The organism is Bacillus sp. N12A5, assembly GCF_026790125.1.
GTDB lineage: Bacteria > Bacillota > Bacilli > Bacillales > Bacillaceae > Bacillus.
In genome coordinates, this window is record NZ_JALAMR010000022.1 from 34,002 (window position 1) to 58,308 (window position 24,307).

General features: G+C 40.9%; 24 protein-coding genes and 5 pseudogenes. 9 read left to right on the forward strand and 20 right to left on the reverse strand.

All coding sequences use genetic code 11. The annotated features are described in order from the left end of the window. Positions 1 to 81: 81 nt before the first annotated feature. Positions 82 to 519, forward strand: a complete 438-nt coding sequence (locus tag MOC09_RS19060) for an Hsp20/alpha crystallin family protein (RefSeq protein WP_087961925.1) — start codon at positions 82 to 84, stop codon at positions 517 to 519. Between the two features lie 27 nt (positions 520 to 546). Here the strand turns inward: MOC09_RS19060 and MOC09_RS19065 are convergent, their stop codons facing one another. From MOC09_RS19065 to MOC09_RS19105, 9 genes and pseudogenes are all read right to left on the reverse strand, one after another. After that, entirely contained in the window at positions 547 to 1,368 is an 822-nt protein-coding gene (locus MOC09_RS19065) for a sugar phosphate isomerase/epimerase family protein (protein WP_268371548.1), read from the reverse strand. Positions 1,369 to 1,383: 15 nt separating this feature from the next. Next, positions 1,384 to 2,727, reverse strand: a complete 1,344-nt coding sequence (locus MOC09_RS19070; RefSeq protein ID WP_268371549.1) for a sugar porter family MFS transporter — start codon at positions 2,725 to 2,727, stop codon at positions 1,384 to 1,386. Between the two features lie 87 nt (positions 2,728 to 2,814). Beyond that, positions 2,815 to 3,819, reverse strand: coding sequence for a LacI family DNA-binding transcriptional regulator (locus MOC09_RS19075; RefSeq protein WP_268371551.1), 1,005 nt, complete (start codon positions 3,817 to 3,819; stop codon positions 2,815 to 2,817). A 93-nt stretch (positions 3,820 to 3,912) separates the two neighbouring features. After that, the gene (locus MOC09_RS19080; protein ID WP_268371553.1) at positions 3,913 to 4,938 is read right to left on the reverse strand and encodes a Gfo/Idh/MocA family oxidoreductase; all 1,026 of its coding nucleotides are present in this window, start codon (positions 4,936 to 4,938) and stop codon (positions 3,913 to 3,915) included. Between the two features lie 446 nt (positions 4,939 to 5,384). Beyond that, a pseudogene (locus tag MOC09_RS19085) lies at positions 5,385 to 5,859 on the reverse strand (GNAT family N-acetyltransferase). 176 nt (positions 5,860 to 6,035) lie between these two features. After that, positions 6,036 to 6,374, reverse strand: coding sequence for a thioredoxin family protein (locus MOC09_RS19090; RefSeq protein ID WP_268371556.1), 339 nt, complete (start codon positions 6,372 to 6,374; stop codon positions 6,036 to 6,038). 176 nt (positions 6,375 to 6,550) lie between these two features. Continuing rightward, complete coding sequence (locus MOC09_RS19095) at positions 6,551 to 6,940, reverse strand: DoxX family protein (protein WP_268371558.1); 390 nt, start codon at positions 6,938 to 6,940, stop codon at positions 6,551 to 6,553. Positions 6,941 to 7,037: 97 nt separating this feature from the next. After that, positions 7,038 to 7,976 (reverse strand): ring-cleaving dioxygenase, encoded by a 939-nt coding sequence (locus MOC09_RS19100; protein ID WP_268371559.1) that lies wholly within the window; start codon positions 7,974 to 7,976, stop codon positions 7,038 to 7,040. 25 nt (positions 7,977 to 8,001) lie between these two features. After that, positions 8,002 to 8,622, reverse strand: a complete 621-nt coding sequence (locus tag MOC09_RS19105) for a nitroreductase family protein (protein ID WP_268371561.1) — start codon at positions 8,620 to 8,622, stop codon at positions 8,002 to 8,004. A gap of 428 nt (positions 8,623 to 9,050) precedes the next feature. Between MOC09_RS19105 and mneP the strand changes: the two genes are divergently transcribed. Then, a complete protein-coding gene (mneP, locus tag MOC09_RS19110; RefSeq protein WP_268358374.1) occupies positions 9,051 to 9,944 on the forward strand; it encodes a manganese transporter MneP in 894 nt (297 codons plus the stop codon). Between the two features lie 55 nt (positions 9,945 to 9,999). Here the strand turns inward: mneP and MOC09_RS19115 are convergent, their stop codons facing one another. Both MOC09_RS19115 and MOC09_RS19120 read right to left on the reverse strand, forming a co-directional pair. Next, positions 10,000 to 10,848, reverse strand: coding sequence for an IS3 family transposase (locus MOC09_RS19115; RefSeq protein WP_268371563.1), 849 nt, complete (start codon positions 10,846 to 10,848; stop codon positions 10,000 to 10,002). A 35-nt stretch (positions 10,849 to 10,883) separates the two neighbouring features. Then, positions 10,884 to 11,180 carry a transposase gene (locus MOC09_RS19120; RefSeq protein ID WP_268371564.1) on the reverse strand — a complete coding sequence of 99 codons (297 nt, stop codon included), beginning with the start codon at positions 11,178 to 11,180 and terminating at the stop codon, positions 10,884 to 10,886. 212 nt (positions 11,181 to 11,392) lie between these two features. Between MOC09_RS19120 and MOC09_RS19125 the strand changes: the two are divergent. Both MOC09_RS19125 and MOC09_RS19130 read left to right on the forward strand, forming a co-directional pair. Continuing rightward, positions 11,393 to 12,204 (forward strand): annotated as a pseudogene (locus MOC09_RS19125) (MerR family transcriptional regulator). A gap of 91 nt (positions 12,205 to 12,295) precedes the next feature. Continuing rightward, complete coding sequence (locus MOC09_RS19130) at positions 12,296 to 12,985, forward strand: DUF554 domain-containing protein (RefSeq protein ID WP_268358376.1); 690 nt, start codon at positions 12,296 to 12,298, stop codon at positions 12,983 to 12,985. 53 nt (positions 12,986 to 13,038) lie between these two features. On the opposite strand, the gene MOC09_RS19135 is transcribed toward MOC09_RS19130, so the two are convergent. The 3 genes from MOC09_RS19135 to MOC09_RS19145 form a co-directional block, all read right to left on the reverse strand. Further along, positions 13,039 to 15,210: an MMPL family transporter gene (locus MOC09_RS19135; protein ID WP_268371566.1), complete on the reverse strand. Its 2,172-nt coding sequence runs from the start codon at positions 15,208 to 15,210 to the stop codon at positions 13,039 to 13,041. 114 nt (positions 15,211 to 15,324) lie between these two features. Next, positions 15,325 to 15,966 (reverse strand): two-component system response regulator YdfI, encoded by a 642-nt coding sequence (ydfI, locus tag MOC09_RS19140; RefSeq protein ID WP_268371567.1) that lies wholly within the window; start codon positions 15,964 to 15,966, stop codon positions 15,325 to 15,327. Then, complete coding sequence (locus MOC09_RS19145) at positions 15,959 to 17,119, reverse strand: sensor histidine kinase (protein ID WP_268371610.1); 1,161 nt, start codon at positions 17,117 to 17,119, stop codon at positions 15,959 to 15,961. Before MOC09_RS19145 ends, ydfI begins: the two co-directional genes overlap by 8 nt. A 321-nt stretch (positions 17,120 to 17,440) precedes the next feature. Here MOC09_RS19145 and MOC09_RS19150 point away from each other — a divergent pair, with 321 nt between their 5' ends. The 3 genes from MOC09_RS19150 to MOC09_RS19160 all read left to right on the forward strand — a co-directional run bounded on the left by MOC09_RS19150 (position 17,441) and on the right by MOC09_RS19160 (position 18,316). After that, complete coding sequence (locus tag MOC09_RS19150; protein WP_268371568.1) at positions 17,441 to 17,611, forward strand: hypothetical protein; 171 nt, start codon at positions 17,441 to 17,443, stop codon at positions 17,609 to 17,611. Beyond that, positions 17,608 to 17,784 carry a hypothetical protein gene (locus tag MOC09_RS19155; RefSeq protein WP_072565799.1) on the forward strand — a complete coding sequence of 59 codons (177 nt, stop codon included), beginning with the start codon at positions 17,608 to 17,610 and terminating at the stop codon, positions 17,782 to 17,784. Before MOC09_RS19150 ends, MOC09_RS19155 begins: the two co-directional genes overlap by 4 nt. Before the next feature lie 88 nt (positions 17,785 to 17,872). Further along, on the forward strand, positions 17,873 to 18,316 hold the full coding sequence (locus MOC09_RS19160) for a carboxymuconolactone decarboxylase family protein (RefSeq protein ID WP_268371571.1): 444 nt from the start codon (positions 17,873 to 17,875) through the stop codon (positions 18,314 to 18,316). 49 nt (positions 18,317 to 18,365) lie between these two features. On the opposite strand, the gene MOC09_RS19165 is transcribed toward MOC09_RS19160, so the two are convergent. Then, positions 18,366 to 19,046, reverse strand: coding sequence for a winged helix-turn-helix domain-containing protein (locus tag MOC09_RS19165; RefSeq protein WP_268371573.1), 681 nt, complete (start codon positions 19,044 to 19,046; stop codon positions 18,366 to 18,368). 140 nt (positions 19,047 to 19,186) lie between these two features. On the opposite strand from MOC09_RS19165, the gene MOC09_RS19170 reads away from it, so the two are divergent. Next, complete coding sequence (locus MOC09_RS19170; protein ID WP_419900968.1) at positions 19,187 to 19,756, forward strand: flavin reductase family protein; 570 nt, start codon at positions 19,187 to 19,189, stop codon at positions 19,754 to 19,756. Between the two features lie 64 nt (positions 19,757 to 19,820). Here MOC09_RS19170 and MOC09_RS19175 read toward each other — a convergent pair. After that, positions 19,821 to 20,105, reverse strand: a pseudogene (locus MOC09_RS19175) (hypothetical protein); the annotation flags it as partial. Here MOC09_RS19175 and MOC09_RS19180 point away from each other — a divergent pair. After that, a pseudogene (locus MOC09_RS19180) lies at positions 20,105 to 20,568 on the forward strand (DMT family transporter); the annotation flags it as partial. The pseudogenes MOC09_RS19175 and MOC09_RS19180 sit on opposite strands and share 1 nt — an antisense overlap. A gap of 99 nt (positions 20,569 to 20,667) precedes the next feature. On the opposite strand, the gene MOC09_RS20200 reads toward MOC09_RS19180, so the two are convergent. From MOC09_RS20200 to MOC09_RS19200, 4 genes and pseudogenes are all read right to left on the reverse strand, one after another. Continuing rightward, complete coding sequence (locus tag MOC09_RS20200; protein WP_268371575.1) at positions 20,668 to 21,411, reverse strand: MerR family transcriptional regulator; 744 nt, start codon at positions 21,409 to 21,411, stop codon at positions 20,668 to 20,670. A gap of 207 nt (positions 21,412 to 21,618) precedes the next feature. Beyond that, positions 21,619 to 22,384: pseudogene (locus MOC09_RS19190) on the reverse strand (GNAT family N-acetyltransferase). A gap of 175 nt (positions 22,385 to 22,559) precedes the next feature. Continuing rightward, on the reverse strand, positions 22,560 to 22,979 hold the full coding sequence (gene arsC / locus MOC09_RS19195) for an arsenate reductase (thioredoxin) (RefSeq protein ID WP_268358386.1): 420 nt from the start codon (positions 22,977 to 22,979) through the stop codon (positions 22,560 to 22,562). 15 nt (positions 22,980 to 22,994) lie between these two features. Next, the gene (locus MOC09_RS19200; RefSeq protein WP_268371578.1) at positions 22,995 to 24,302 is read right to left on the reverse strand and encodes an arsenic transporter; all 1,308 of its coding nucleotides are present in this window, start codon (positions 24,300 to 24,302) and stop codon (positions 22,995 to 22,997) included. Positions 24,303 to 24,307 lie beyond the last annotated feature (5 nt).

Consider the following 24,307-nt stretch of genomic DNA (forward strand, 5'->3'; position numbering starts at 1 on the left):
CTAAAACAAATTGATAGGGATATAGGACACAAAAAAGCAAATAATATTGACAAACGAAATAGACACACAGGAGGTCCTATCATGGCACTAACACCTTATGATCCATTCAGACAATTGGCGAATATGAGAAAAGACTTTGATCATTTTTTCTCTGAGTTTCCTTTTGATTTGAGAAGCGAGCACAATGTAGGCAGCATAAAAGTGGATGTACACCAAACTGAAAATGAAGTGGTGGCTACATGCGATATTCCCGGGATTGAAAAGAAAGAAGATATCAACATTGAAGTGGAACAAAATATTCTAACGATTAGCGGTTCAATGAATAAAACAAGTGAAATAAAAGAAGAGAATATGTATCGAAAAGAACGTTACGCAGGCAGCTTTCACAGAACTGTGACACTGCCGGCAGCGGTTTCTCACGAAGGCGTAAAAGCAACCTACACGAATGGAGTATTGGTCGTCAGAATGCCTAAGTTAACCCAAGGCAATAAAAATAAAATCGATGTTGATTTTCATTAAAAAGGACAACAGCCGTTGTCCTTTTCTTTATATTTTCAAGCCTTCCCATGACCTTAGTGTCTCTAATGATGACTTATAATACCCTGCCACTACTTCCAAATAGGCATTTCCTTTCATCGGGGTAAACGGATCCGGTCCAGCCGCCACCATCTCCATAATAACCGGGCCTTTATAACCGATAGTATTGAGCGCTTCGATTTGTTCTTTGAGATTCGCATGGCCGTTTCCGATGGCCTGGCGATTTGAATCGGCCACGTGATAGACGCCGAGTTTCTGCCCTGCCAGTTTAATGGCCTTCACAGGATCAGCTTCTTCTATGTTCATATGATACGCATCGAGAAGAACTTCGAGATTGGGGCTGCTGACATCACGTATCAATTGTAACGCTTCTTTGCCAGTGATCACTTGATGATTTTCGTAACGGTTTAATACTTCGAATACGACCTGAATCTGCAATTCCTCCGCTTTGGCCATGATCTTTTTAGCGCTTTCGACCAATAAACTCCAATCCCTTGCATCATCACCGCTCCCTCTCACTTTACCGACATCGCCGTGAAGACAGATACGGGAAGCGCCTGCATCGACAGCCCAATCAAGTAAATCCAAGAAATACTGTACAGCCTTTGACCGAACTTCTTCATTCACACTTGAAATATCCACATTCCTTGGAGTTACTGATAAAATTTTTACTTGATGAGCGGCCAGTGTGTCAGCAATGTCTTTCGGATTTAGCGAAATATCCCCTTCGACCTCAACCCCGTCTACTCCGATTTCTGCAGCCAGCCGGCATTTTTGTTCAAACGGAATGCTGCCGAAAGTCCATAAGCATAACCCATACTCTCTTCCCATATTGAAATCCCCCTTTTAGAAAGATGAAGCTGTATTCTTTGACATGATTTCTCCTTCAATCTGTTCCAATGATTTGCCTTTTGTCTCCGGCACAAAATGATAAACAAAGAGAAAGGCAAGAACGCCAATGGCGCCGTATATGAGAAATAAAGAACCTGTACCGATTAAATCTAAGAGCAGCGGGAAGGACAGCGACACTGCAATATTTGCCAGCCACAGACAGGTACTGGCGATTCCCAGCGCCGTTCCCCTGACCTGCAACGGAAAAATTTCAGCCAGCACAACCCAAACGACCATTCCCCAGCTCGCTGAATACGCTACCATAAACAAGCATAAGCAGGATAACAGCAGCCATCCGGGTGCATGAAAGAACAGCGTACTGATGCCCAAAATACCAAGTGCCAAAGACATTCCAACATTGCCGATCAGCATGAGCTTTCTTCGCCCTATCATATCAATCAGCAGCAGGCCGATAATCGTAAATAAGACATTGATGATGCCGATGCCGATGGTTCCTGCGATGGCACTGGAAGCGCCGAACTTGGCATTTTCTAGGATGGTCGGTGTATAATAAATAATCGTATTCGTGCCTATTACTTGCTGAAAGATGGCGACCCCAATACCGATAAATAGGATCGGCCTGATAGCCGGGGATAATAAAGTTGATATGGAAACACGTTCTTCCGTCTTGATCTCCTTCATACTGCGGATCTCAGCATCAATTGTTTTCGGGTCTCTCGTCAGAAGCAAAATATGGCGTGCTTCATCCTCACTTCTTTTTTGCAGTATCCACCGCGGGCTCTCAGGCATAAAAAACATGCCGGCCATGAGAATGAAGGAGGGAATTACCGCTAATAGAAGCATCAGATCCCACCTGCCCGAAGATGAAAAAACAAAGTTTACAATATACGCCATGAGAATCCCGAAAGAATTCATCAATGTATTCAATGAAGCGATTCTGCCTCTGATCGCGGCAGGCGCCATTTCTGACAGATACAAAGGAACAATTGCCGAAGCTCCTCCAACCGCGACACCCAGTTCTATTCTGAATAGCAATAATATTCCGATATTATGAGCAAAGCCTGTTCCAATGGCTCCAATTGTAAAAAGCACACCGAGCCAGATGATTGTTTTTTTCCTGCCATAGCGGTCGGAAAATCTTCCGCAAAAGGCTGCTCCGGCTAAAGCGCCAATCAGTACTCCGCTGACAACCAATCCTTCTAACAATGGAGTCAGCTCCATGTCTTCTCTAATAAACAGCAGCGCGCCGGATATTACACCCGTATCGTACCCAAACAGCAAACCTCCTAATGCCCCGAAAAAGTAAATAAGACTGATATAGGCCTTTTTGGATGTCATCAAGAAACCTCCGACTGATTGTATTTAACGTTTAAGCAAGGGAGATCCCTTCGTTAAGAGAAAGATCCCCCCCAAATACCAAAAGGGTCATAACAGTGATGCCGTTGAATCCCGCACCATTAATGAAGGAGACAGCATCACACGCTGAATTACTTTCTTTTGTTTCGAATCGGCCATGCCGTCTATCAGCAGTTCAATTGCCTTTTCACCCATTTCTTCAGTCGGCTGTGCGATCGTCGTTAATTGGGGATCACTGATCTTTGCAAGGAAGCTGTTGTCAAACCCAACCACAGAAAGAGATGAAGGAATAGAAATATGAAGCTGCCTTGCAGCCTGCAAAACGCCTAAAGCAAGCAGTTCAGTCGTCACAAAGACAGCCGTCGGCCTATGTTTCTGATTAAGCAGCTTTAAACTGATGTCTTTGCTGGCTGACAAATCATACGGACAGTCCAGAATGGCTGATTCATCAGTTTGGATTCCTGAAACCTGCAGTCCTTCTTTAAAGCCGATGACACGGTTTTTGATTGATGTATTGTTAATCTTTTCTGCTATGACAGCTATATTTGTATGCCCTAGTTGGGCTAAATGGACGGCTGCCTCATATCCCCCTTTAAAATCATCCGCCACTACAGTGTTTACAGGCAAATGCGGTATATCTCTCGACAGCATGACAACCGGCATGTCGCTTTCAATCAGTTCCCGTATCGCCTGACTGTTTTTGAGACCCGTCGCCACAATAATGCCATCTACATGCTTTTGCTTCAGCATGGTGATATATTCTTCTTCTCTCAACGAATTGTTGTCCGTACTGCATATGATGACACTGAAGCCCTTTTTACGGCCGCTGTCCTCCACAGCTCTGGCCAGTTCAGCCATAAATGGATTGGCGATGTCAGGAATGAGCAGCCCGATGGTCTTCATCATTTTTCTCGCTGAAGTTACAACACTTGGCTGATATTGGAGCTCCTCAATCACTTTCCAAATTCTATTTTTCGTTTTTTCACTTATATTTCCGGTGTTATTAAGAACCTTTGAAACCGTAGAGATTGAAACGTTTGCTTCCTTAGCAACATCATAAATGGTTGTTTTCATTAAGAAGGCCACCTTTATAAAATAGATCCTCTCTAGTATAAACGAATGCTTACAAGATTTTCTTTTTAAAAAGGCGCTTCTTCTATCAAAAACTCAAACCGTTTGCGGCACTCCATTTTTTAATGTGACAGGCCGCTTCGTTTTGCAAGATTCTATACAAGCTGCGGCAATAGCAAGTGCTGCACGCGCATCTTCGCCTGTTACTAAGGCTGGTTTATGATTTCGAACAGCATCAACAAACGCTTGTAATTCATCAACATAAGCATCAAATAATAAATCCTGGTCGTAGCGAATCGTGTTGTAGCTGACTCCGTCTTTGTTATACCTTGTCATGTTTGTATGGCGGATATCTCCGATGGTCAGCATGCCTTCAGACCCAAACACCTCTCCGCGGACATCATATCCATAAACGGCTTGGAAGTTTGCTTCCGCCGTTGCAATCGCTCCGTTATCAAATTTGATCGTGACAACTGCAGTATCCAAAAATCCTTTGTCTTTAAAATCAGGTCTGACAAGTGCATCAGCCGCGGCATAGACTTCAATCGGCTTTGCATTTGGATTGAGGTAGAGTAACGTATCAAAGTCATGAATCAGCGTCTCTAAGAAGATCGTCCATTGAGGAATTGGTGTCGGATCGCCGAGTGCCGGGTCTCTTGTGATGGAACGCATTAACTGGGGCGTGCCGATTTTTCCTGCACAGATTTCCTCATACGCATTGCGAAAGCCTTTAGCAAAACGTCTGTTAAAACCGATCTGAAGCGGAACAGACTCTTCATTTACTACCCTTATGACTTCATCCGCTTCTTCCAGCGTGACAGCCATCGGTTTCTCACAGAATACAGCTTTCCCCTTCTTCGCCGCTGCAATAATGTTAGCGGCATGCGTCCTTGCCGGCGAAGCAATGATGACCGCATCAATATCAGGATGTTCCAGCATGTCTAACGGATCTGTAAACGCTTTAATATTTGAGCCGATTGCTTTTGCAAATGCTTCTGCATTCCCCGGAACCGGATCTGCAACTGCATACAAATCTGCTCCTTTCACACGGAACGCAATACTTTCACCATGAAAAGCTCCCATCCGTCCCGCTCCTAATAGCCCAACCTGTACATTTCCCATGAGCACCACTCCCAATCTATGAAGTTAGGGAAAGACTTTCCCTTGTATATCATTATTAAATAAAAAAATCCTTAAAATCATTTATAATATTAATTTTAATGAAGGAAAGTCTTTCCTAATTGTTTTCAATTGTAACCCCTTACAATTTTCAGGTCAATCTTTTTTTTCTGTGTTTTAAAGCAGGCCTCTCCTTCAGCCGTCGCAAGCTTGCCATGACTAAGGGGTTCAAGGGCAAAAAAATATCAAGGGTATGCGGCCCTTGATCGTTCAAATGAAAATTTCACATATAGAAGGGAGGTCATGTAATAGGTGGTTTTCAAAAGGCCGCTTACATAGTGAAAAGAAAAAGACGCGTGCGTGTGATCACCAACTGGGAGCTTACCAAAACTTTAAACATCTACTTTGGCATCCTGTGTTTGGGAAACCGCTTAAGTAAGCAGCTTTTATTAGCGCAGCTGTTTCCGCATACGTATATTGGTCATGGCATACCCCATCTTCTGATAAAGATGGATCGCTGTTTCGTTATGCGCAAATACATGAAGAGCAAGCCTTTCCGCGCCAAGCTCTCTTGCTTTTTTCATCCAGCGTTTGAAGTGCCAATTGAGCCAGCCCTTTTCCGCGAAAGGCTTCATACAATCCAAAGGAATAGATAAACGCTTCCTTTTGCGGATGGAGCGGATCGGCGTACAGCCAGAGCCAGCCCATCCTTTCCCCTTGTTCATTGGTGATGTTCCAAAAGAAATGATTGCTGCTGTCTCGTCCATTCGGAATCATATTTTCATATGCCTGCTCCGATTTCTCAAGCGACTCTTTTTCTGTCCAAGTTCCCGACGTTATGTTTTGTTTCGCATAATTTTGCACGGACATCCTGCGAAATGCTTCGAATTCTTCCACAGTCATGTCTTCCAAGGTTAACGTCATCCTGTTTCCTCCTTATGAAAAAAGTCCAGCCAATGCCGGACAATCACTGCGTACAAATAAAAAATAAGCTGAGTTAAGCCTCTGACTCTCTATCATTCGATAAGAGAAATAGATTTCCTGCAAACCAGAATATAACACTGTGGAAATATAAGAGAAAAGCTTACGTAAACTCTGCTTTATTCATCTTCATATAACCGGTAAACCCTTTTCAGCTTTTCTTCAAGCTGTTCAAAATGAACAAAACGGGCTTCTCTCAGAAACTCAGTCCCATCAATGAACAAAAGAAGCACAGGGACAGTGAAGACTGAAAACCTGCCGGCTACCTCCTCTACATTATCAGCATTAATATGCCCCAATGAGATGGCTGGAAACTGATCCAGTACTATTCTGAGCTGCGGCAGAACAGCGTGACATACGGTACAGTCTGGTCTTGAAATGTAGATAAAACTGAATTGATGCTGGTTGATAAAATGCTCTATGGCATCTAATGAATGTAATTCTGTCAGCTCTTTCATCAATTTACTCCTTCACATTGGCCTGTCTTTTATGGCCAAGCTCATTAATACGTATCATTCACTATACACATTTATGTTTATACTATCCGCTTTTTTGCTTTGCAAAGCGCCTGCAAGTTTGCTAAAAAACAAAAGAACAGTTACTGTCTGCCAGTAACTGTTCTTAGATATTATTATTAATAATGCAAAGCATAAGCGCCTGAACCAATGAGTGCAACCCCGATAGAGACTGCAATCAGCACCGCGTTATATTCAAAACCGCCGGCTCCATTCGCAAATCCCTTCGCTCCATGGACTTTTACGGTAGCACCTAACATAATGATCGTTATGATAGCAGCCCCCAGCGGGAGGAATACACCTAAAATAAATAAAATTCCGCTTGCGAATTCCCCAAGACCTGATAAAGCGGCCGCGACGTTGCCTGGTTTCACCCCAATTGACTCGAACCATTGGCCAGTACCTTTAATGCCGTATCCGCCAAACCAGCCGAATAATTTTTGTGATCCATAAAACAAGAACACCACACCAATCATCACACGAATAAGCAACAGTCCTGTATCTTCCATTTGTATCTCTCCTCATCTTTGTTTTCATCTCTTTGCTGACAGTACCGTCCAGCATTCATCAATTGAATATATGTTTCTTTATTTTTTATGTGTCAAATCAATCTAACTCTCTCACTTCAAACGGCAGCAGCCCCTGTTCAATTTGTTTCCGATGCGGTTCATATTGAACAGGCAGCATTAATTTTTCGCCCATTGTTTCTGGTGATTCATCATGCGCAAACCCCGGCGGATCCGTTGCGATTTCAAACAGGATCTCCCCATGTTCTCTGAAGTAAATTGCATTAAAATAATTTCTATCCCGAACAGGAGTCACACCATATCCTTGGGAAGCAATATGTCTTTGCCAAGCTAATTGATCTTGGTCATCACTAGCCCGCCAAGCAATGTGGTGCACAGTGCCGACTCCCATTTGCCCGCGGCCAATAGGCGTTACTTTAAGGTCAATCACATTTCCGATATCACCGGCAGAACGATAACGAACAAAGTCTCCTTCTTTGCCGACTCGTTCCAGCCCCATAATAGTTTCTAGCAGTTCACCTGTTTTTTCAGGCTGTGCTGATAACAGCGTTGCACCTCCAAAACCTTTAATCGCAACGTCAGGTGTTATATCTCCGAAGGTCCAAGTATTGGCTTCTCCTTCTTCTCTTTCCACGATTTCTACATGCAGGCCATGCGGATCATCAAATTCTACGTATTGTTCACCAAAACGCTCGATTTTTGTGTACGGAACGTTGAACGTTTCAAGTCTCTTTTCCCAAAATGCCATAGCCCCCTTCGGCACGGCATAAGAAGTCACGCCTACTTGACCGTCACCAATGATGCCTTGGCGGGCACCCGCCCACGGAAAGAAGGTGATGATTGTTCCTGGCTTCCCGCCTTCATTCCCAAAATAAAGATGATACGTGCCTGGATCATCGAAATTGACCGTTTGCTTGACCAAACGAAGCCCAAGCACTCCTGCGTAGAAATCAACGTTTTCTTGAGGGTGACCGACAATTGCTGTAATATGATGTATCCCCATCGTTTTTTTAAGCATTTTTATCCGCTCCTTTTTGCGTTTTTTACATATATTCAACAAACTCATTCACAGGCTTCCGGTAGCCGCGCGGCCTTCTGCTCTCTGTTTTTTCTTTCCCGATTGTAATCATCATGACAATCTCAAATTGGTCATCTATATTCAAAATCTGTTTCACGGCCTCCGCATCAAATCCAATCATAGGGCAGGTGTCCCAGCTTTTTTCCTTAGCAATCAGCATAAACATCATCGCAGAAAGTGACGCATTCCTTATCGCCTCATCTCTCTTAAATGATTCTCCCCTGTCTTCATAAAACGAAACGGTGTCTTGAACCATGTGATCATACTCTTGCTTATTTAAGATCCCCAACATCTTTAACCCTTCATAGATGTCAGCCGCTTGCTGATATGCCTGCTTATCCCCTAATACCAGGAGAACGGCAGATGAGCTCAATACTTTATATTGTCCGTTTGCAGCCTGCTTCAGTTTTTCTTTTACATCTGGGTCAAGTACCGCCACATATTTTGTGTGCTGCAAATTAAAAGCTGATGGAGCTAATGCAACCCATTCGAACATCTCATTGAGGTCTTCTTTTGTGATTGGATGATCTGGAAGGAAGTTGCTTGCAGATCTTCTTTCATTGACTAACTGTAAAAATTCAGCCATTATGACACACCTCTTTATCTCGAATTCGAGATATTATTTCAAAAAATCCATTGCAAATAATTAGATGACTCTTCATTATTTAGCGATACTCAGTTTATGATTTTCATGTTTTCATTTATAATCCTAACTGTATATCTCGAATTAAAATATCTTGAATATGAGATAATAATAAAACACGAATGTTTTAAAGTCAATATTTTTTTAAAAACATGGAAAAATTTTCACTAAACGGGATTTTGTTTAGCTGTCTGATCTTTAGCCTGGCTCCAACTTTTTTTCTGTCACCTTATTTAGTAGTAAACAGGAAACAACGTTGCTATAGACCCAAACGAAATGCAATTGGTATGATAAGCAAAGTGATTACACAAGGATACGGAGAGCGATAAAAGGCGCTCCTATTTTTTTGTGCAGTTTTTCAGGAGGAAAAAATGGCAAGTGAAAGAGAACAAATAAGCAAAAAAGTTGCTTTGATAGCATTAATAGCCAATCTGATCTTAATGGCCGGAAAGGTCTTTTTTGGGCTGATAGGCAATAGTGAAGCGGTTTTTGCAGACGGAATACATTCCGCAGCGGATGTCGTTGCGTCGATTGCTGTCCTGGCAGTGATCGGTATTTCCAATAAACCGCCTGATCAAGACCATCCTTTTGGGCATGGCAAAGCGGAAGTCATCAGCGAGGCGATTGTAGGGATTATCTTAGTGATCGTATCCGTTTACATTTTAATAGAAGCGATTTTGTCCTTTGTTGAAGGGCCGGGCGTTCCGCAATACAGCGCATTGTTTGCAGCTCTGATTTCATACGCGGCTAAGGAGATCTTATACCGATATTCCATTAAGCAGGGGGAAAAATGGAACAGCAAAGCGATTATAGCAATTGCATACGATCACAAAGGCGATATCGTGGCCTCTCTTGCCGCTTTTATCGGCGTCCTATTGGCGATTATCGGAAGCATCCGCGGATGGTCTTATCTGCTGTACGCCGATGCAATTGCCAGCGCAATTGTGGCTTACCTTATTTTTAAGATTTCAATGGAATTAATCAGGCCGTCTGTTGATGTGCTCATGGAGAAAAGTGTCGATCCCGAGCTGATAGAGGAATATAAAGCTATTATTTTGCATTGTCCTCAAGTCAAACGGCTCGATAAAATCCGTGCACGGGAACATGGCCACTATAAATTGCTTGATGTCCGATTATCATTGGATCATGATTTGACGATTAAGCAGGGACACGATATTGCGCGCGACATCCGAAATGAAATCAAAAGACAGTTTTCAGATGTTGAAGAAGTGCTTATCCATGTGAATCCTTATTTTGAAGAATAGAAAAGCTCCTTTCAAATGAAGTGACCCCTGTCAAGTAGACAGTGTTAAAAAGACACTAAGCAGCCTGAGTCCTGTATTGATATGGGCTCAGGTTGTTTAACTTCTTTTGGAACCGTTGATGGTTGTAAAAATGAATATATTTACATACGGCTTCTTGAACTGCTTCAGCTGTTTTGAATGAATATAAATACATACATTCCGTTTTAAAATGGCTAAAGAAACTTTCCATGCAAGCATTATCCCAACAGTTTCCTTTTCTCGACATACTGGCTTTCATCTGATATTTTTTGAGTAGCTTGTGGTAGAGGCGGGATGTATATTGGAAACCCTGGTCACTATGCAGGAGTACTCCTTTTACATTTCGTTTTTTCTTTGCTTTTTTAAGAGTGTCTATTACAAGTTTCAGGTTATTCCTTCGACTGATCTGGTAAGCGACGATTTCATTATTATACAAGTCTTTCATCACAGACATGTACAGTTTCTGGCCGTTGAACATTAAATATGTAATATCCGTTACCCATTTTTCATTAGGTTTAGAAGCTGTAAAATCTCTGTTTAGATGGTTGTCAGAAGTCACGTGCGTTTCTTTCTTTCCGTAATAGGGTTTCTTCTTTCGGATGACTGCCCGGATCCCCAATTCGTTCATCAGGCGTTGAATACGCTTGTGGTTGATATGTAGTCCATACATTTTTTCCAACCATACCTGTATTCTCCGATATCCATAAATTCCTCTAAGTTTTTGATGACACTCCATGATTTTTTTCTTTACACTCTCATCCTCTATCTGTTTTTCAGAAGGCGATTTTTGTTTTCTCAGCCATTTATAATAACCACTTTTTGAGACACCGGCTACCTGACATAACAATTGGAGAGAATAAGTCCCTGCGGACATTTCTTTGACCACTTCAAACTTCCTTCTAGTTGGTACAATTCCTCCTTTCACATGTTTAAGAACTTTTTTAGCATTTCATTTTTAGCTTCCAGCCGTTTTATTTTAGATTCAGGATCTTCAGGGCGAATTCTTGGCCTGCCCATACCAGTGCCTTTTGCCTTTCCTCGTTTCTCCTCAAGCCCTGTCATCCCCTCTGTCTGAAAGTGGTTAACCCATCTCCTTACTTGGTTTTTATCAATGTTCATTTCTCTGGCGATTGTGTGATAACCCATCCCATCATTTAGGTGAAGATCAACAACTTTTTTCTTAAAGTGGATATCATAAGTTTTACGTGTTTTCCCCATAAAAAAACCCCTCCATTGTAGACAGATTAGTATGCTTTCTTTTTTCTGTCTACTATGAGGGGATCATATCAAAAAAAAGGGGCTTTTTTTCTGCATTATTCCGCCTTCTACCCTCAGCCTCTAACCCCGATTACCTTTAGGGCTCCTTCATCATATATAATGTGGATGTATGGAAAGAATAAAGCAAACAAATGTACAGAAAGGTTGTTAGAATGAAGGAATTTTTTTCGATTGGAGAAGTTTCAAAGTTATTCAATGTAAAAATTTCTGCGCTTAGGTATTATGATGAAATCGGTCTGTTGAAACCGGAATATAAAGACAAGCAAACGAACTATAGATATTATTCTACCCAACAATTTGAGCGGTTGGATACGATCAAGTATTTAAGGGCTTTAGGCCTGCCAATCAATAAACTTCTTGATTTTTATAATTCTCAAAATACAAACACCTGATTCATTTACTGAAAAGCCAGCAAGCTGAAATTGACCGTAAAAAGAAAGAATTGGAACGCATTGAAAGAAAGATCTCCCGCCGGATCACACAAATAGAAGATGCCGTTCACACGCCGCTAAATCACATTTCAAAAATCAAACTTCCCGCACTACGTGTGGCTTATTTACAGCATGAATATATTCTCGGCCATGATATCGAACATTCCTTAGCAGCTTTGAGAACCCGCCTGAATGTGAATGAAGACATCTTTATAGGCAAGATCGGTTTATCCATTTCAGCAGCAAATGTAAAAGCAAATCAGTTCGACAAATATTCCAGTATCTTCATGATTCTTGAAGATGAAAATGAAGAGACTTCATCCGAAATCATTTTTCCTTCAAGAGAATATCTGCAAATCAGGTTTAAAGGGTCACATCCAGAAGCCGAACCATATTACAAAAAGGTACTGGCATATATGAAAGACCATCATCATGAGATAGCCGGGGACTCAATCGAAATCACACTCATTGATTATGGGATTACGAATCATCTGGATAATTATGTGACTGAAATCCTGCTGCCCATCAAATAAATCCGAAGAATATGCTGTCAATCTCCCTTGACTCTCTACTAACTAGAGGGTTTATTTTGTATGCAGGAATCATTATTGGAGGAGAAAACTTATGTTTGGAACCATTTTTAACACAGTTATGATCATTGCAGGAAGCATCATCGGAGGGGTATTCAAAAAAGGCATTAAAAATGAATACCAGGATATCCTGATGCAAGCAATGGGATTCGCTGCAGTCGCGCTGGGGATCAATGCCATCACACAGCATTTGCCTGATAGTAAATACCCCATTCTTTTCATTGTGAGCTTGGCCATTGGCGGTTTGCTTGGCCAAATCATCAATCTGGAATTGCGATTCAACAAGCTCGTGAACAAATTCTCTAAAAGCAACTTAGCGGAAGGTTTATCAACCGCGATCTTATTATTTTGCATAGGTTCGCTTTCAATATTGGGCCCTGTTGAAGCCGCGCTGAATGAAAATTATACATACCTCCTGACAAACGGTATGTTAGATGGGATTACCTCCATTGTGCTCGCTTCGACTTTTGGTTTTGGAATTGCAGCGGCTGCGATTGTATTATTTGCCTGGCAGGGCTCCATCTATTTATTTGCTTCAGTAATGGAGAGCGCCATCAATACAGACCTTATCAACGAAATCACAATTGTGGGAGGCATACTCATCCTCAGCTCAGGGTTAAGCATTCTTGGAATCAAGAAGTTCAAAACACTGAATCTGCTGCCTTCCCTCTTGATCCCGCCTGTTGTGATTTTTGTGATTCAGGCATTTGGATTGCATTTTTAATAACGGGCGCTTGAAGTTAAAAAAAGCAGATCATAAAAGATCTGCTTTTTCTATTACATGATTTGTTTCTTTTGTTCATGATCTATTTCTGGCTGTATTTCTTTCGTGAGTTGGTGCCCTTCTATGTCCACATTCGGAATGATCTTGTCTAGCCATTTTGGCAAATACCAGGCTGCATTCCCCATCAGCTTCATGACACTTGGAATGAGTGTCATTCGTACAATAAATGCATCAAAGAGCACACCAAAGGAAAGAGCCAATCCGTTGGCTTTGATAGACGCTTCACCAGCAAAGATAAATCCTGCAAAAACGAATATCATGATCAGGCCGGCTGCGGTGACAACAGGACCGCTGTGTTTTAATCCAGCTTGAATCGCTTGTACTGGATTCTTTGTTTTCACATATTCTTCACGCATTCTGCTTACAAGGAATACTTGATAATCCATGGCTAATCCAAACAGTATCCCAATAGATAAAATCGGCAAGAACGCGAGTATCGGCCCTTTTTCAGGTATTTTCAAAAAGTCGATGAGATTACCGTCTTGTAAAACAAATACACAGGTTCCAAGTGTGGCTGTCATCGTCAATATGAATCCTGCAACCGCAACAAGCGGCACAAGCAGCGAACGGAAAACGATGGTCAGCAAGACAAACGCAAAACCAACAATGAGTACAGCAAACACCGGTATCGCGTCATTAAGGCGGTCTGAAATATCAATATTCACTGCAGTCGATCCAGTAACGAGCAAATCTACCCCGTTTTTATCTGATAAACTGCGTACATCCTTTACCAAATCCTTCGTTACCACATCATTTGGACCTGTTTCAGGAACGACCGTAATGATGGCAAAGGTCCCTTCTTTATTCGGCCTTGCAGGAGTGACACTTGATACATGGTCTAGCTCCTTTATTTCTTTCACTGCATCTGCGAAGGCTTCCGCCTTATTTTCTGTCACACTTGTGGCATCCGCAACGATTGTTAATTGACCGTTAAATCCTTCTCCAAAACCGTCGGCAAGCAAGTCATAAGCCCGGCGATCTGGATGATCCTTCGCTTTCATCCCTGCATCGGGCAAGCCCAGCTCCAAATGCATAGATGGGATACTAATAACGAGCAATATAAGAATGCTGCATACACTTAGCATGATAGGATGTTTTGTGACAAAGCGTCCCCAGACATTTGTTTCAGCGTTTTGTTTTTCTTTTTTCTTGTTTGATTTCGGAACCATCCTTTTTCCTGCTATTGATAAGACGGCAGGCACTAACGTTACGGAAGCCAAAACAGCCATCAGTACACTAAGCCCTGCTGTCAGCCCCATTGCAGACATAAAAGGAATGTTAACGACAGTCAGTCCGCAAAGTGCAACGATAACAGTAAGTCCGGCAAAAACAACTGCACTCCCAGCCGTTCCTGTAGCTCTCGCAATTGATTCATTTTTTTGTGCGCCTTCGCCTAAAAACTGGCGGTGCTTTGTAAAAATAAATAAAGCATAATCTATACCAACAGCAAGGCCAATCATTCCAGCTAATGATAGACTGACGGAAGCAATATCGAATACTTGTGTCCCAATCAACACCAGTCCAATACTTACACCTAAACCAATTAGCGCAGTTAAAATCGGCAAACCTGCTATTAACAAGGAGCCGAATGTAATGGCTAAAACGACAAAGGCCAAGATAATGCCGACAATTTCAGACACTCCGCCTATCTCCATCTCGGCTCCTGGTATATCTCCGCTTAGCTCAGTTTGTAATCCAGCGTCATCAGCCATTTTCAAACTGTCTTTTAAGTGTTTGATAGAGTAATCTTTTATATCATCTGCTGAAGATTTAAACTTGATATCAGCATAGGCAACTGTGCTATCTTTCGCGATTGTTCCTGTAACAAAAGGACTTGCAATCGAGTCAACGGAATCATCTTTATTGATTTCCTTGAGTGTATTTTCGATTGCTTTTTTGGCTGACTCTGCAGTAAGTTTCTCTCCATCTTCAGCTCCGAAAATCACCCGTATGCTCCCTTTATCAGGGCCGTGAGGAAATTCTTTTTGAATGACATCCATCGCTTTTTCCGAAGGTGTGTCAGGTATGGACATATCCTCAGAAAAACTTGGTTTTAACGTAATTGCAAGGCCTATCGAAGCAACTAACACAACGATCCACGCACCTATTACTTTTATGCGATGGCGAGCAACCCATCCTCCTAATTTATATAACATTTTTGACATGATAATCTCCTTTCAACACATTGCTTGATCATATTCTTTCTCATTGTAGTGGACAATGAAATAAAAAAAACGTACATTCGGGCATGTACGTTTGGGCAAATTTCAAATTTGATGTTATTTGTCTAATGTCAGAATACCTCTTTGCATGGCAATCGTCACGGCTTCCGTTCTTGAGTTCGCGCCTAATTTATTGTAAATGGACGTTAACCTGGACTTTACAGTTCTCTCTGAGACACCCAAGTCAAAGGCAATCGCTTTGCTTTTGAGGCCTTTAGCAATTGCTTTCAAAACAATGACTTCCTTTTCTGTCAGCTGCGTATCACTGCTCTGCTTTTTCATCCGCTCCAGTTGGATGTCTTGCAGACGTTTTAAGATATCAGGCTGCAACAGCACGTTTCCTCTTATTGCTGCATCCATTGTGTGAAAAAGGGTTTCTGAACTCGTATCCTTTAACAGATATCCTTTCGCCCCTAATTCAATTCCCTCGATCATCAAGTGATCTTCATTATATGTAGTCAAAATAATGATGGGGATGTCGTGTTTTTCTTTGATTTGTTTAATGGCCTCTAACCCGCTCATCTCCGGCATATACAAATCCATAAGAATGATATCCGGTTTTAATTCATCTGCAAGACGGACTGCTGCTTTGCCATTTTCCGCCTCTCCTATAATGGTGTATTGATCATTCGTTTCAATTAAAAGCTTCAGACCTTCCCTTACGACAAGATGGTCATCAGCGATTAAAACTTTATTCATCTTGCATCTCTCCCTGAATTGGCACTGTGATCTCAATTTGTGTTCCTTTCGATTTTGTGCTCTTTATATTGAATTGGCCTTTCATTGTCCTGACGCGTTCTTGTATGCCGAGTAGCCCATAATGTCCTCTCTTTTTCTTGCCCTTTTCAACATCAAAGCCTTTGCCATTGTCTCTAACCGTTAAATGGAGCCTCCCGTTATCATCCCAAATGGATACCGAGATCGTATCTGCTTCAGCATGCTTTGCTGCATTCGTTATGCACTCCCCAATGATGTAGTAACAGTTTTCAGCTGTACGAACGTCTAACACCTGATGTAACTTGTAGTCTAAAACTCCACCCATGCCTGTCGACTCTTGAAAATGATCCATTAGTGAAGTTATTCTTTCTTTTAAAAAAACGATTTCTTCCGATTTGCTGCGCAGATCGTCAATGGCTGAACGCGCGTCCGCTAATGTCCCTCTCACTCTTTTCATTGATTGTTGAATGATTTCTTTTGCTCTCTCTGTGTTGCCTTTGGCGAGATGAACATGAGTAGCGTCCAGCTGCATATTTAAACTAACCAGCCCTTGAGCAAGCGTATCATGTAAGTCCCGGGCCATACGCTGTCTTTCATTTTGCAGCGTCAGCTGTTCTACCTGCTGATGAGCCAGCTCAAGCCTTTCAAGAGTCAGCTGCGCTTTTATTTTTTCATCGACTTGGGCGAAAAGTGTAGCGGCATATGTGATAATCACGGTCATAATAGGTACCGCTATGACAAGAAAATGCAAATATTCACCTTTGTGAATATGATATAGTACATTGATTGACAGCAGAAGCAATAAATAAAGGATGAGGAACGTCTTTCTTCTGTCCGCCATTCCTATAATCTGTCCGATCAAAAATGCATAAAGGCCAATGACGATCAGCACCAAGAAGTCAATCATTAGATTAGCAAGCGTAAAAGTGATCAAGCCTTGTATTACGAAGTACAGAATCACCCTTTTCTTAACCCAGCGATATGAGTGCCAATGCAACATAGCAAAGATGGCGGCCAATACCGCAAACACATGAAGCAATAAAATGGACCAGCTCCCATACAGAAATTGCAGCACGATAGAGGCTACATAAATCATGAGGATAAAAGCCAGGCCAGGCACTCTGAGCGCAAGCATATTTAATGCCCGTCTATCATGTAAGTAGTATTTTTCTTTGAAAGGATTCCTCAAACCTCATTCACTCCTTTAACAGTTTAACCGAACAGAGACTAATGAAAACCGATACCATTTCAATAACGTGCAACAACCATTTATCCAATGATTTTATAGGAAAAGAATGAACTCAACAATACGAAGTGCACTGAACCATTAGGTGTTCCCGGCGTATGTTCATTGCCCAAACGTACATAAGCGTTCTGCCTTTATGTACGTTTTATCTTTTCAAATGTACATTTACAATAATAAAGAACTCACTATTCATTGAAGGAATGATCATTATTGAAATCACTTGATCTCACCATTTTATCATTAAAAAGAAAAGGCATCCGAACTGAGAAAGTGTTAAAAAATCAGTGCCTTGATCGATTAAGCAATGTAAACGAAAAAACAGACAAGCATAGAAACAAAAATGCTCAATCAAAGAGAACGTGTAAAGAAAAAGAGGAATGAATATGTATTGGTTTTTAGGTGCTTTTTTATATTTTCTCATCGGTACTTGTATATTCATTGGAGTCATTAGAGACAGTCACTCAGGTTCATGGATACTCCTTGCATTAGCAGCTCCACTCATCATTGTTGGCTATCCTTACTTTTATTCAAAGCAGCTTCTTGCCAAAAGATAGTGAAATAGACGCCATACGAACTGTACATTGGTAAAATGATCAATGTCGGGATACAATTTATGTATCTTAAGGAAAGGAGTCTTGCCTTATGAGTCAAAGAGTATCCTACTATGATGTTGCACCTGAAGGTATGAAGATGATGATGGATATGGAGAAATACACGAAACAATCTTCAATTAACCGAACGACGAGAGAGCTAATTAAAATCAGAGTTTCTCAAATAAACGGCTGTGCTTTCTGCTTAGATATGCATACTTCTGATGCCCGCAAAATGGGCGAAACTGAACAGCGAATTTACTGTTTACATGCTTGGAATGAATGTGATTTTTATTCACCTGAAGAGAAAGCAGCGCTCGAACTATCTGAACACATCACGCTCATTCCATCTAAAAGGGTTCCTGATGAGCTCTATCATCGAGTGCGGGAACATTATGATGAAAAACAATATGTTGACCTAGTTCTCATCATCAATCAAATAAACAGTTGGAATCGCATCTCTATTGCAATGGGGAATCAAGCAACTTCAAAATAGGCAAAAGGAGTAAAAATTCCAACGAATTTTACTCCTTCTTTCTCATTCCCTAAATACTCAGTTTCAAGTACTTCTCAAATGCAATTTTTCCGCTTTGTGTAATCCTAACCGCTCTCGTTTTCGGCATACGAACGATCCATTCTTCTTCTAACATGCGCACCAATAGGGCGTTTCCTAACGCTCCTGCAAGATGATGCTGCCGCTCACTCCAATCTAGACAGCAGCGGGCAAATGCTCTCCTCTTATTTCGCTGCTGCTCTTCGTGGATGCCTAAATTCGAAAAGAACAAAGATCCCTCTGACGTCACCTCAAAGTTTACATCAATTTTTTTTAACATCCCTTGCTCAACGAGTGAATTTGTAATTTGTACGCCCACATAACCCGCCAAATGATCATAACAGGTGCGGGCGAAATGCATGTCCCTTTTCTCTTTTGAATCCTTTAAAGATGTGACTTTGGCTTCAGGCGCAATATGAAGCAATTGTTCGATCATGTTTGCAGCATCTGAGTTAGACAACCTGTAATACCGATGCCTTCCATGCTTCTCTACGCTAATCAGCTTTGCTTCAAGCAATTTATTCAGGTGAAAACTTGCGGTTTGAGGTTTAATATTAGCGAGATATGCAAGCTCTCCCGCAGGGTGTATCCTTCCATCCATTAGGCTGAGAAGAATGGAAGAACGCGAGGGATCAGATAGCAGCGAAGAGATTTTGGCAATATTAGGATTCATGTTTTTCCTCCTTACATTCATATTTCGATGATAGTTGAAATGTTAAACCTTTACAATATGAATGTAATGATGACAAGGAGGGATAAGCATTGAATATTGAACAAGACACTCTTCATTTTAAAGAAATCAAACCAAACATCATGTATTATGGAACCTCAACATTTCTTCTTTCCACATTGAATGAGGATGGAACCACTAATATTAGTCCTATGTCTTCTTCTTGGGCTCTTGGAAACTATATTGTCCTTGGAATAGGCCTGGGAGGAAAAGCGATTGAAAACATAAATAGACACAAAGAATGTGTCATAAACTTACCCGGCCCTGATTTATGGGAAAACGTTGAAAGAATTTCATCCTATAGCGGAAAAAAGGATATTCCGCCTTTAAAGAAACAGCTCGGGTTTACATATAAAAAAGAAAAATACGAGGCAGCAGGGTTAACAGCTTTGCAATCAAAAACAGTTTTACCTACACGCATTAAAGAATGCCCCATCCATATTGAAGCTGAGGTAAAACATATTCGGATTCCAGAATATGAATCATCTTTTGCGATTGTAGAGACACAGGCGTTACATGTTCACGCCGAGGAAAGAATCATATTAAACGAAAACCATATCAACCCCTCTAAATGGAGCCCGCTTATCTATAATTTTAGACATTATTTTGGTTTAGGCAGAGAAGTAGGGAAGACCTTTCGTTCAGAAACATGATCTTTTTAAGACCAAGCTAAGACTTGGTCTATTTATAGAGGAAATTCACCAGATCAAGCGAACATTAAGCTTGATCTCTTTTTTTAGGATTGGATAAATACTGCCTGCTGGCCAATTCTTTAATCATCAAGCCCAATTCATAAATCCCTTTTTGAAGATCTTCCAGTGATGCATAAGCATATGATAAGCGAATATAATTCCCTTTTTCCCGAGCATAAATACTGCCGAGATTAAGAAGAATCCCTTTTGATAAGGCTTTCGTATAAAGTAACTTCATTGATATTGCAGGCAATATTTTGATCCAGATAAAGAATCCTCCCTTAGGCACATTCCATGTTGCAACATTCTTTGTTCATCCTGCTGGCCGCTTTTTCGGAGAGTATTTATTTCGTTTTTCAACCCCGCTATATAAAAAATATGGCTTTATCCGATTCGTTACATTTTCATTTTGGGGCAGAACAATACCTATGCTTATGTTTCTGCCAGGCTTAGGCGGAGAGATGATGAACGCTTCCATGAACTCAACATTGTCTATTGTTTATTTAGGTTTGCTGCCAACAATCGTGCCTTACTTTGCCCTTGCATATGTCACTTCACTCATCGGCTCATCAGAAGCAACCCTTTCGCTTTATGCAACACCGGCTTTAGCCTTGCTTATTTCTTGGCTGTGGATAGGCGAAATACCCGTACTCCTCTCCCTGCTAGGCGGGGTGGTGACAGTCAGCGGAGTGTGTTTTACCTACCTTAAAGGAAATAAAACGAATCAGATTTTAATCCCCCATGTTTCTTCTAAAAGGATTAAAAAACTCTAAAGAAAAAGATACCAACATTGTTTGGTATCTCATTTTTATGCTTACAATTTCATTTATAAACCTCTTTTGAAACTGGGCAAAAGCGGCTTATGAGGGATGCTATTTTATATTTGCCAAATTAGCTGCTGCTTTATTTAGGAAATAAGCGTAACCTGTTTGCAATTGCTCAAGCATATTTCTATGAAACTCATCAACGATGAAAAACTCTGTTTGATTTAGAAAGTCTTGCGGTGATGATGGATGCCCCTTTTTTCTTAAAAAGGATAAATGTTCTTTTACACGATTCAAAACGGTTGCATCGTTTGGAGAGAGACCTTCTTGCAGGAATCGAACCATGTCTTCATTAAATGACTGCGCTTCTATGGCAGAATCGTTCATTGCTTCTACATCAATGGTTTCATTTGATAAGTCAAAATCATACTCTTTTTTCAAATGTTCATTTTGGTCTTTTAAGGCTTCTTCCCATTCTTCTTCAGTTTCAAAACCTTTAAACATTGCTTCCATGTCTAAATCGACTCCTTCTTTGGCGCTTTTGATCGAGGAATTGATTGTCTTAACCAGTCCTTTCAACCGATCGATTTTTTGTTCTAATAAATATTTTTGCTGGATCAGCATACTTTCTCTATCGGTTTCTCCATCTAATAATTGTTTAATATCTTTGAGAGGCAAATCCAGTTCTTTGTAAAAAAGGATTTGCTGCAATCGTTCGATATCCTTTTTTCCGTATAAATGATAGCCTGCTTCCGTCATTTGCTCCGGAATCAAAAGGCCTAATTTGTGATAGTAATGTAACGTCTTCACTGTGGTGTGAGCTAACTTAGCAACTTCACGAACGGTATACACTTCAATTCCCCCTTTCCATGCTCTTATACTAAGGTATCCTCGAAGGTAAGAGTCAACACAGTCATTTCACCTTTTTAGCTAAAAACAACAAGCCATTGATGTGTATTTATTGTTTATCATTTCATTTTCAAAACATTAACCGAGTTTCAGGTCGAACAATCCGCAAGGTTTTTATATTTCTCCTTCTTAATGAAAAAAAGAACCTTTTTAGGTTCTTTCATTACGATTATCCAGAAAAGTAAATAGAGTATTAAAGCCTAATTTAGCTGCCAATGTAATAGACGAATTGTTGCAAACATCACAATCCCAGCTAGGAGTCACCCCATTTTCCAGACCATATTCTATAAACTTACTTCCTGCACAATAAGCTAAGCCCATGCCTCTATATTCTTCAAGTGTATAGATATCCATTTCTGCTCGATTGTTTCCTAAAAAGATAGAAGTACACTCACTAACAACATGATCGCCGTGTACGACGGCAAATCCAAAGCCATTTCCCAAAAAATGCGTGGCAGAATTCCAATACTCCTCGTAATAAGCGCTGTTAAACGCTGTACTGTTTGAAATGATGTCTTCGTCTATTCTTTTTAACACTAGCCCCTTTGGCAGCTGAAAAGCCGTTTTCGAAGGTTTTGGCTGAAAAGAAAATGCAGCTCTTCTTATTTGATTAAAGTCGTCTCTCAGTATTGTTTTCATCACGCTATCCCATGTATCGTTAGAAGAAAACAGGGTAAATCTCTTTGTTGAATTCCTTTGTTTTTCATAATATTCAGCAATGAAATCATTAAAAACTTGATTCCCCTCTTCTCCCGCAACAAAATAAATGCCTGATTCAGTCCCTACAAAAAACATCTAGGGAATGTTTGGTTATCTACATAAATAGCTCCCGGAATGGTTTGGTCTAATATTGAATAGACAAATGTCGGAAAAAATGTTTTAAGCTGTTATATTTGGCTTTTATTAGTTCCTGCAAACAGACAACCCCTTTGTAACATCTTCCTCCTTCAAATTCTGTTAACAAAATTAATTTTCCTTTCTCTAAGCTAAATAACTTTCCTTCAAGTAGAATAAAAAAACAGGTGTCTGCACTAAGCCTACAGACACCTGTTGAACAACACATTGATGGACCACCAATTTTCTTCTGAGTCTTATTCCCCAGTTTCAGCAAACTGTTTTAAGCGGTCTCCAATTTCATCACGGACTCTTTGGAAAAACGCCCATTTTTCTTCATCTGTTCCTTGTGCTTTTGCAGGATCATCAAATCCCCAGTGCTCGCGTTTTACATGCGGAGGTGTCACTGGGCATTTGTCAGCTGCATCACCGCAGAGGGTAACAACCAAATCAGCATTGTTTAAAATGTTCGGATCAATGATATCTGAGGTTTGGTCGGAAATATCAATCCCTGCTTCCTTCATTGCTTTGACGGCATGAGGGTTTAAGCCATGAGCCTCGATTCCTGCGCTGTGCACGTTCCACTTGTCTCCAAGGTATTTTTTCCCCCATCCTTCAGCCATTTGGCTGCGGCAGGAGTTACCAGTGCATAAAAAGTAAATTGTTTTCTTTGACATGTCTATCTTCTCCTTTTAAGAACATGAATGGATGATCATCAGCCAAAGATACAGGCCGACAAGTGTAATCAATAATGTTGGGATTGTGAGAATGATTCCTGTTTTAAAGTATGTGCCCCAAGAAATCTTCACACCTTTTTGTGACAGGACATGGAGCCATAATAGTGTCGCCAAGGAACCAATCGGCGTTATTTTAGGTCCTAAATCTGAGCCGATGACATTTGCGTATATGAGCGCTTCTCTCATCATTCCATGTGTATCTGTGCCGGCAATGGCCAATGCATCAATCATGACAGTCGGCAGGTTATTCATAACGGAAGAAAGAATCGCCGCGATAAAGCCCATTCCAACCGTACCTGCAAATAATCCATGATCAGCCATGGCTTGAATCACATCTGAAAGGACATCTGTCAATCCAGCATTTCGGACACCATACACAACAACATACATGCCAATTGAGAAGAACACGATAGCCCACGGCGCTTCTTTCAGCACTTTTTTGGTATGAACGGCCGGACTCTTTTTTGCAGCCATTAAGAAAAAGATTGCAATGATCCCTGCTACCACTGAAACAGGGATCGATAAGAATTCACTTGCAAAGTATCCAACTAACAGAAGTCCTAAGATATACCATGAAAGCTTGAACATGTATTGATCTTTTATGGCTTCTACAGGTTTTTTCACCTCAGTCAGCTCATAACGTTTTGGTATGCTTTTTCTGAAGAAAAGGTACAGTACAATGATACTCGCGAATAACGAAAACAAGTTCGGGACAATCATTCTGGATGCATAATCAATAAACGTAATATGAAAATAATCTGCTGAAACGATGTTAACCAAATTGCTCACTACTAACGGAAGCGAGGTCGTATCTGCAATAAACCCGCTGGCCATAATAAAAGGAAAAACCAATTTTTCATTGAAGTTTAAAGCTCTGACCATCGCTAATACAATTGGTGTCAATATAAGAGCTGCACCATCATTTGCAAATAAAGCAGCGACTACCGCCCCTAATATTGATACATAAACGAACATGCGCACACCGTTTCCTTTTGCAGCCTTCGCCATATGAAGCGCTGCCCATTCAAAGAAACCGATGTTATCGAGGATTAATGAGATAATAATGATAGCCACAAAAGCCAATGTCGCATTCCAAACAATGCCTGTCACCGTTAATACATCTTGAAAACTGACAACTCCAGCTATTAGAGCCAAAACAGCTCCTCCGCAGGCTGACCACCCTATAGACAAGTTTCTCGGCTGCCATATTACCAAGACTAAAGTGAATAAAAAGATAAATAAAGCCAAAATGACTGAAGTCAATCTAA

Excerpts from the sequence above, each read along its gene's own strand:
- MOC09_RS19060 (WP_087961925.1), top strand. The coding sequence starts at position 82 with ATGGCACTAACACCTTATGATCCATTCAGACAATTGGCGAATATGAGA.
- MOC09_RS19065 (WP_268371548.1), bottom strand. The coding sequence starts at position 1,368 with ATGGGAAGAGAGTATGGGTTATGCTTATGGACTTTCGGCAGCATTCCG.
- MOC09_RS19070 (WP_268371549.1), bottom strand. The coding sequence starts at position 2,727 with ATGACATCCAAAAAGGCCTATATCAGTCTTATTTACTTTTTCGGGGCA.
- MOC09_RS19075 (WP_268371551.1), bottom strand. The coding sequence starts at position 3,819 with ATGAAAACAACCATTTATGATGTTGCTAAGGAAGCAAACGTTTCAATC.
- MOC09_RS19080 (WP_268371553.1), bottom strand. The coding sequence starts at position 4,938 with ATGGGAAATGTACAGGTTGGGCTATTAGGAGCGGGACGGATGGGAGCT.
- MOC09_RS19090 (WP_268371556.1), bottom strand. The coding sequence starts at position 6,374 with ATGAAAGAGCTGACAGAATTACATTCATTAGATGCCATAGAGCATTTT.
- MOC09_RS19095 (WP_268371558.1), bottom strand. The coding sequence starts at position 6,940 with ATGGAAGATACAGGACTGTTGCTTATTCGTGTGATGATTGGTGTGGTG.
- MOC09_RS19100 (WP_268371559.1), bottom strand. The coding sequence starts at position 7,976 with ATGCTTAAAAAAACGATGGGGATACATCATATTACAGCAATTGTCGGT.
- MOC09_RS19105 (WP_268371561.1), bottom strand. The coding sequence starts at position 8,622 with ATGGCTGAATTTTTACAGTTAGTCAATGAAAGAAGATCTGCAAGCAAC.
- mneP (WP_268358374.1), top strand. The coding sequence starts at position 9,051 with ATGGCAAGTGAAAGAGAACAAATAAGCAAAAAAGTTGCTTTGATAGCA.
- MOC09_RS19120 (WP_268371564.1), bottom strand. The coding sequence starts at position 11,180 with ATGGGGAAAACACGTAAAACTTATGATATCCACTTTAAGAAAAAAGTT.
- MOC09_RS19130 (WP_268358376.1), top strand. The coding sequence starts at position 12,296 with ATGTTTGGAACCATTTTTAACACAGTTATGATCATTGCAGGAAGCATC.
- MOC09_RS19135 (WP_268371566.1), bottom strand. The coding sequence starts at position 15,210 with ATGTCAAAAATGTTATATAAATTAGGAGGATGGGTTGCTCGCCATCGC.
- ydfI (WP_268371567.1), bottom strand. The coding sequence starts at position 15,966 with ATGAATAAAGTTTTAATCGCTGATGACCATCTTGTCGTAAGGGAAGGT.
- MOC09_RS19145 (WP_268371610.1), bottom strand. The coding sequence starts at position 17,119 with ATGCTTGCGCTCAGAGTGCCTGGCCTGGCTTTTATCCTCATGATTTAT.
- MOC09_RS19155 (WP_072565799.1), top strand. The coding sequence starts at position 17,608 with ATGAATATGTATTGGTTTTTAGGTGCTTTTTTATATTTTCTCATCGGT.
- MOC09_RS19160 (WP_268371571.1), top strand. The coding sequence starts at position 17,873 with ATGAGTCAAAGAGTATCCTACTATGATGTTGCACCTGAAGGTATGAAG.
- MOC09_RS19165 (WP_268371573.1), bottom strand. The coding sequence starts at position 19,046 with ATGAATCCTAATATTGCCAAAATCTCTTCGCTGCTATCTGATCCCTCG.
- MOC09_RS19170 (WP_419900968.1), top strand. The coding sequence starts at position 19,187 with ATGTATTATGGAACCTCAACATTTCTTCTTTCCACATTGAATGAGGAT.
- arsC (WP_268358386.1), bottom strand. The coding sequence starts at position 22,979 with ATGTCAAAGAAAACAATTTACTTTTTATGCACTGGTAACTCCTGCCGC.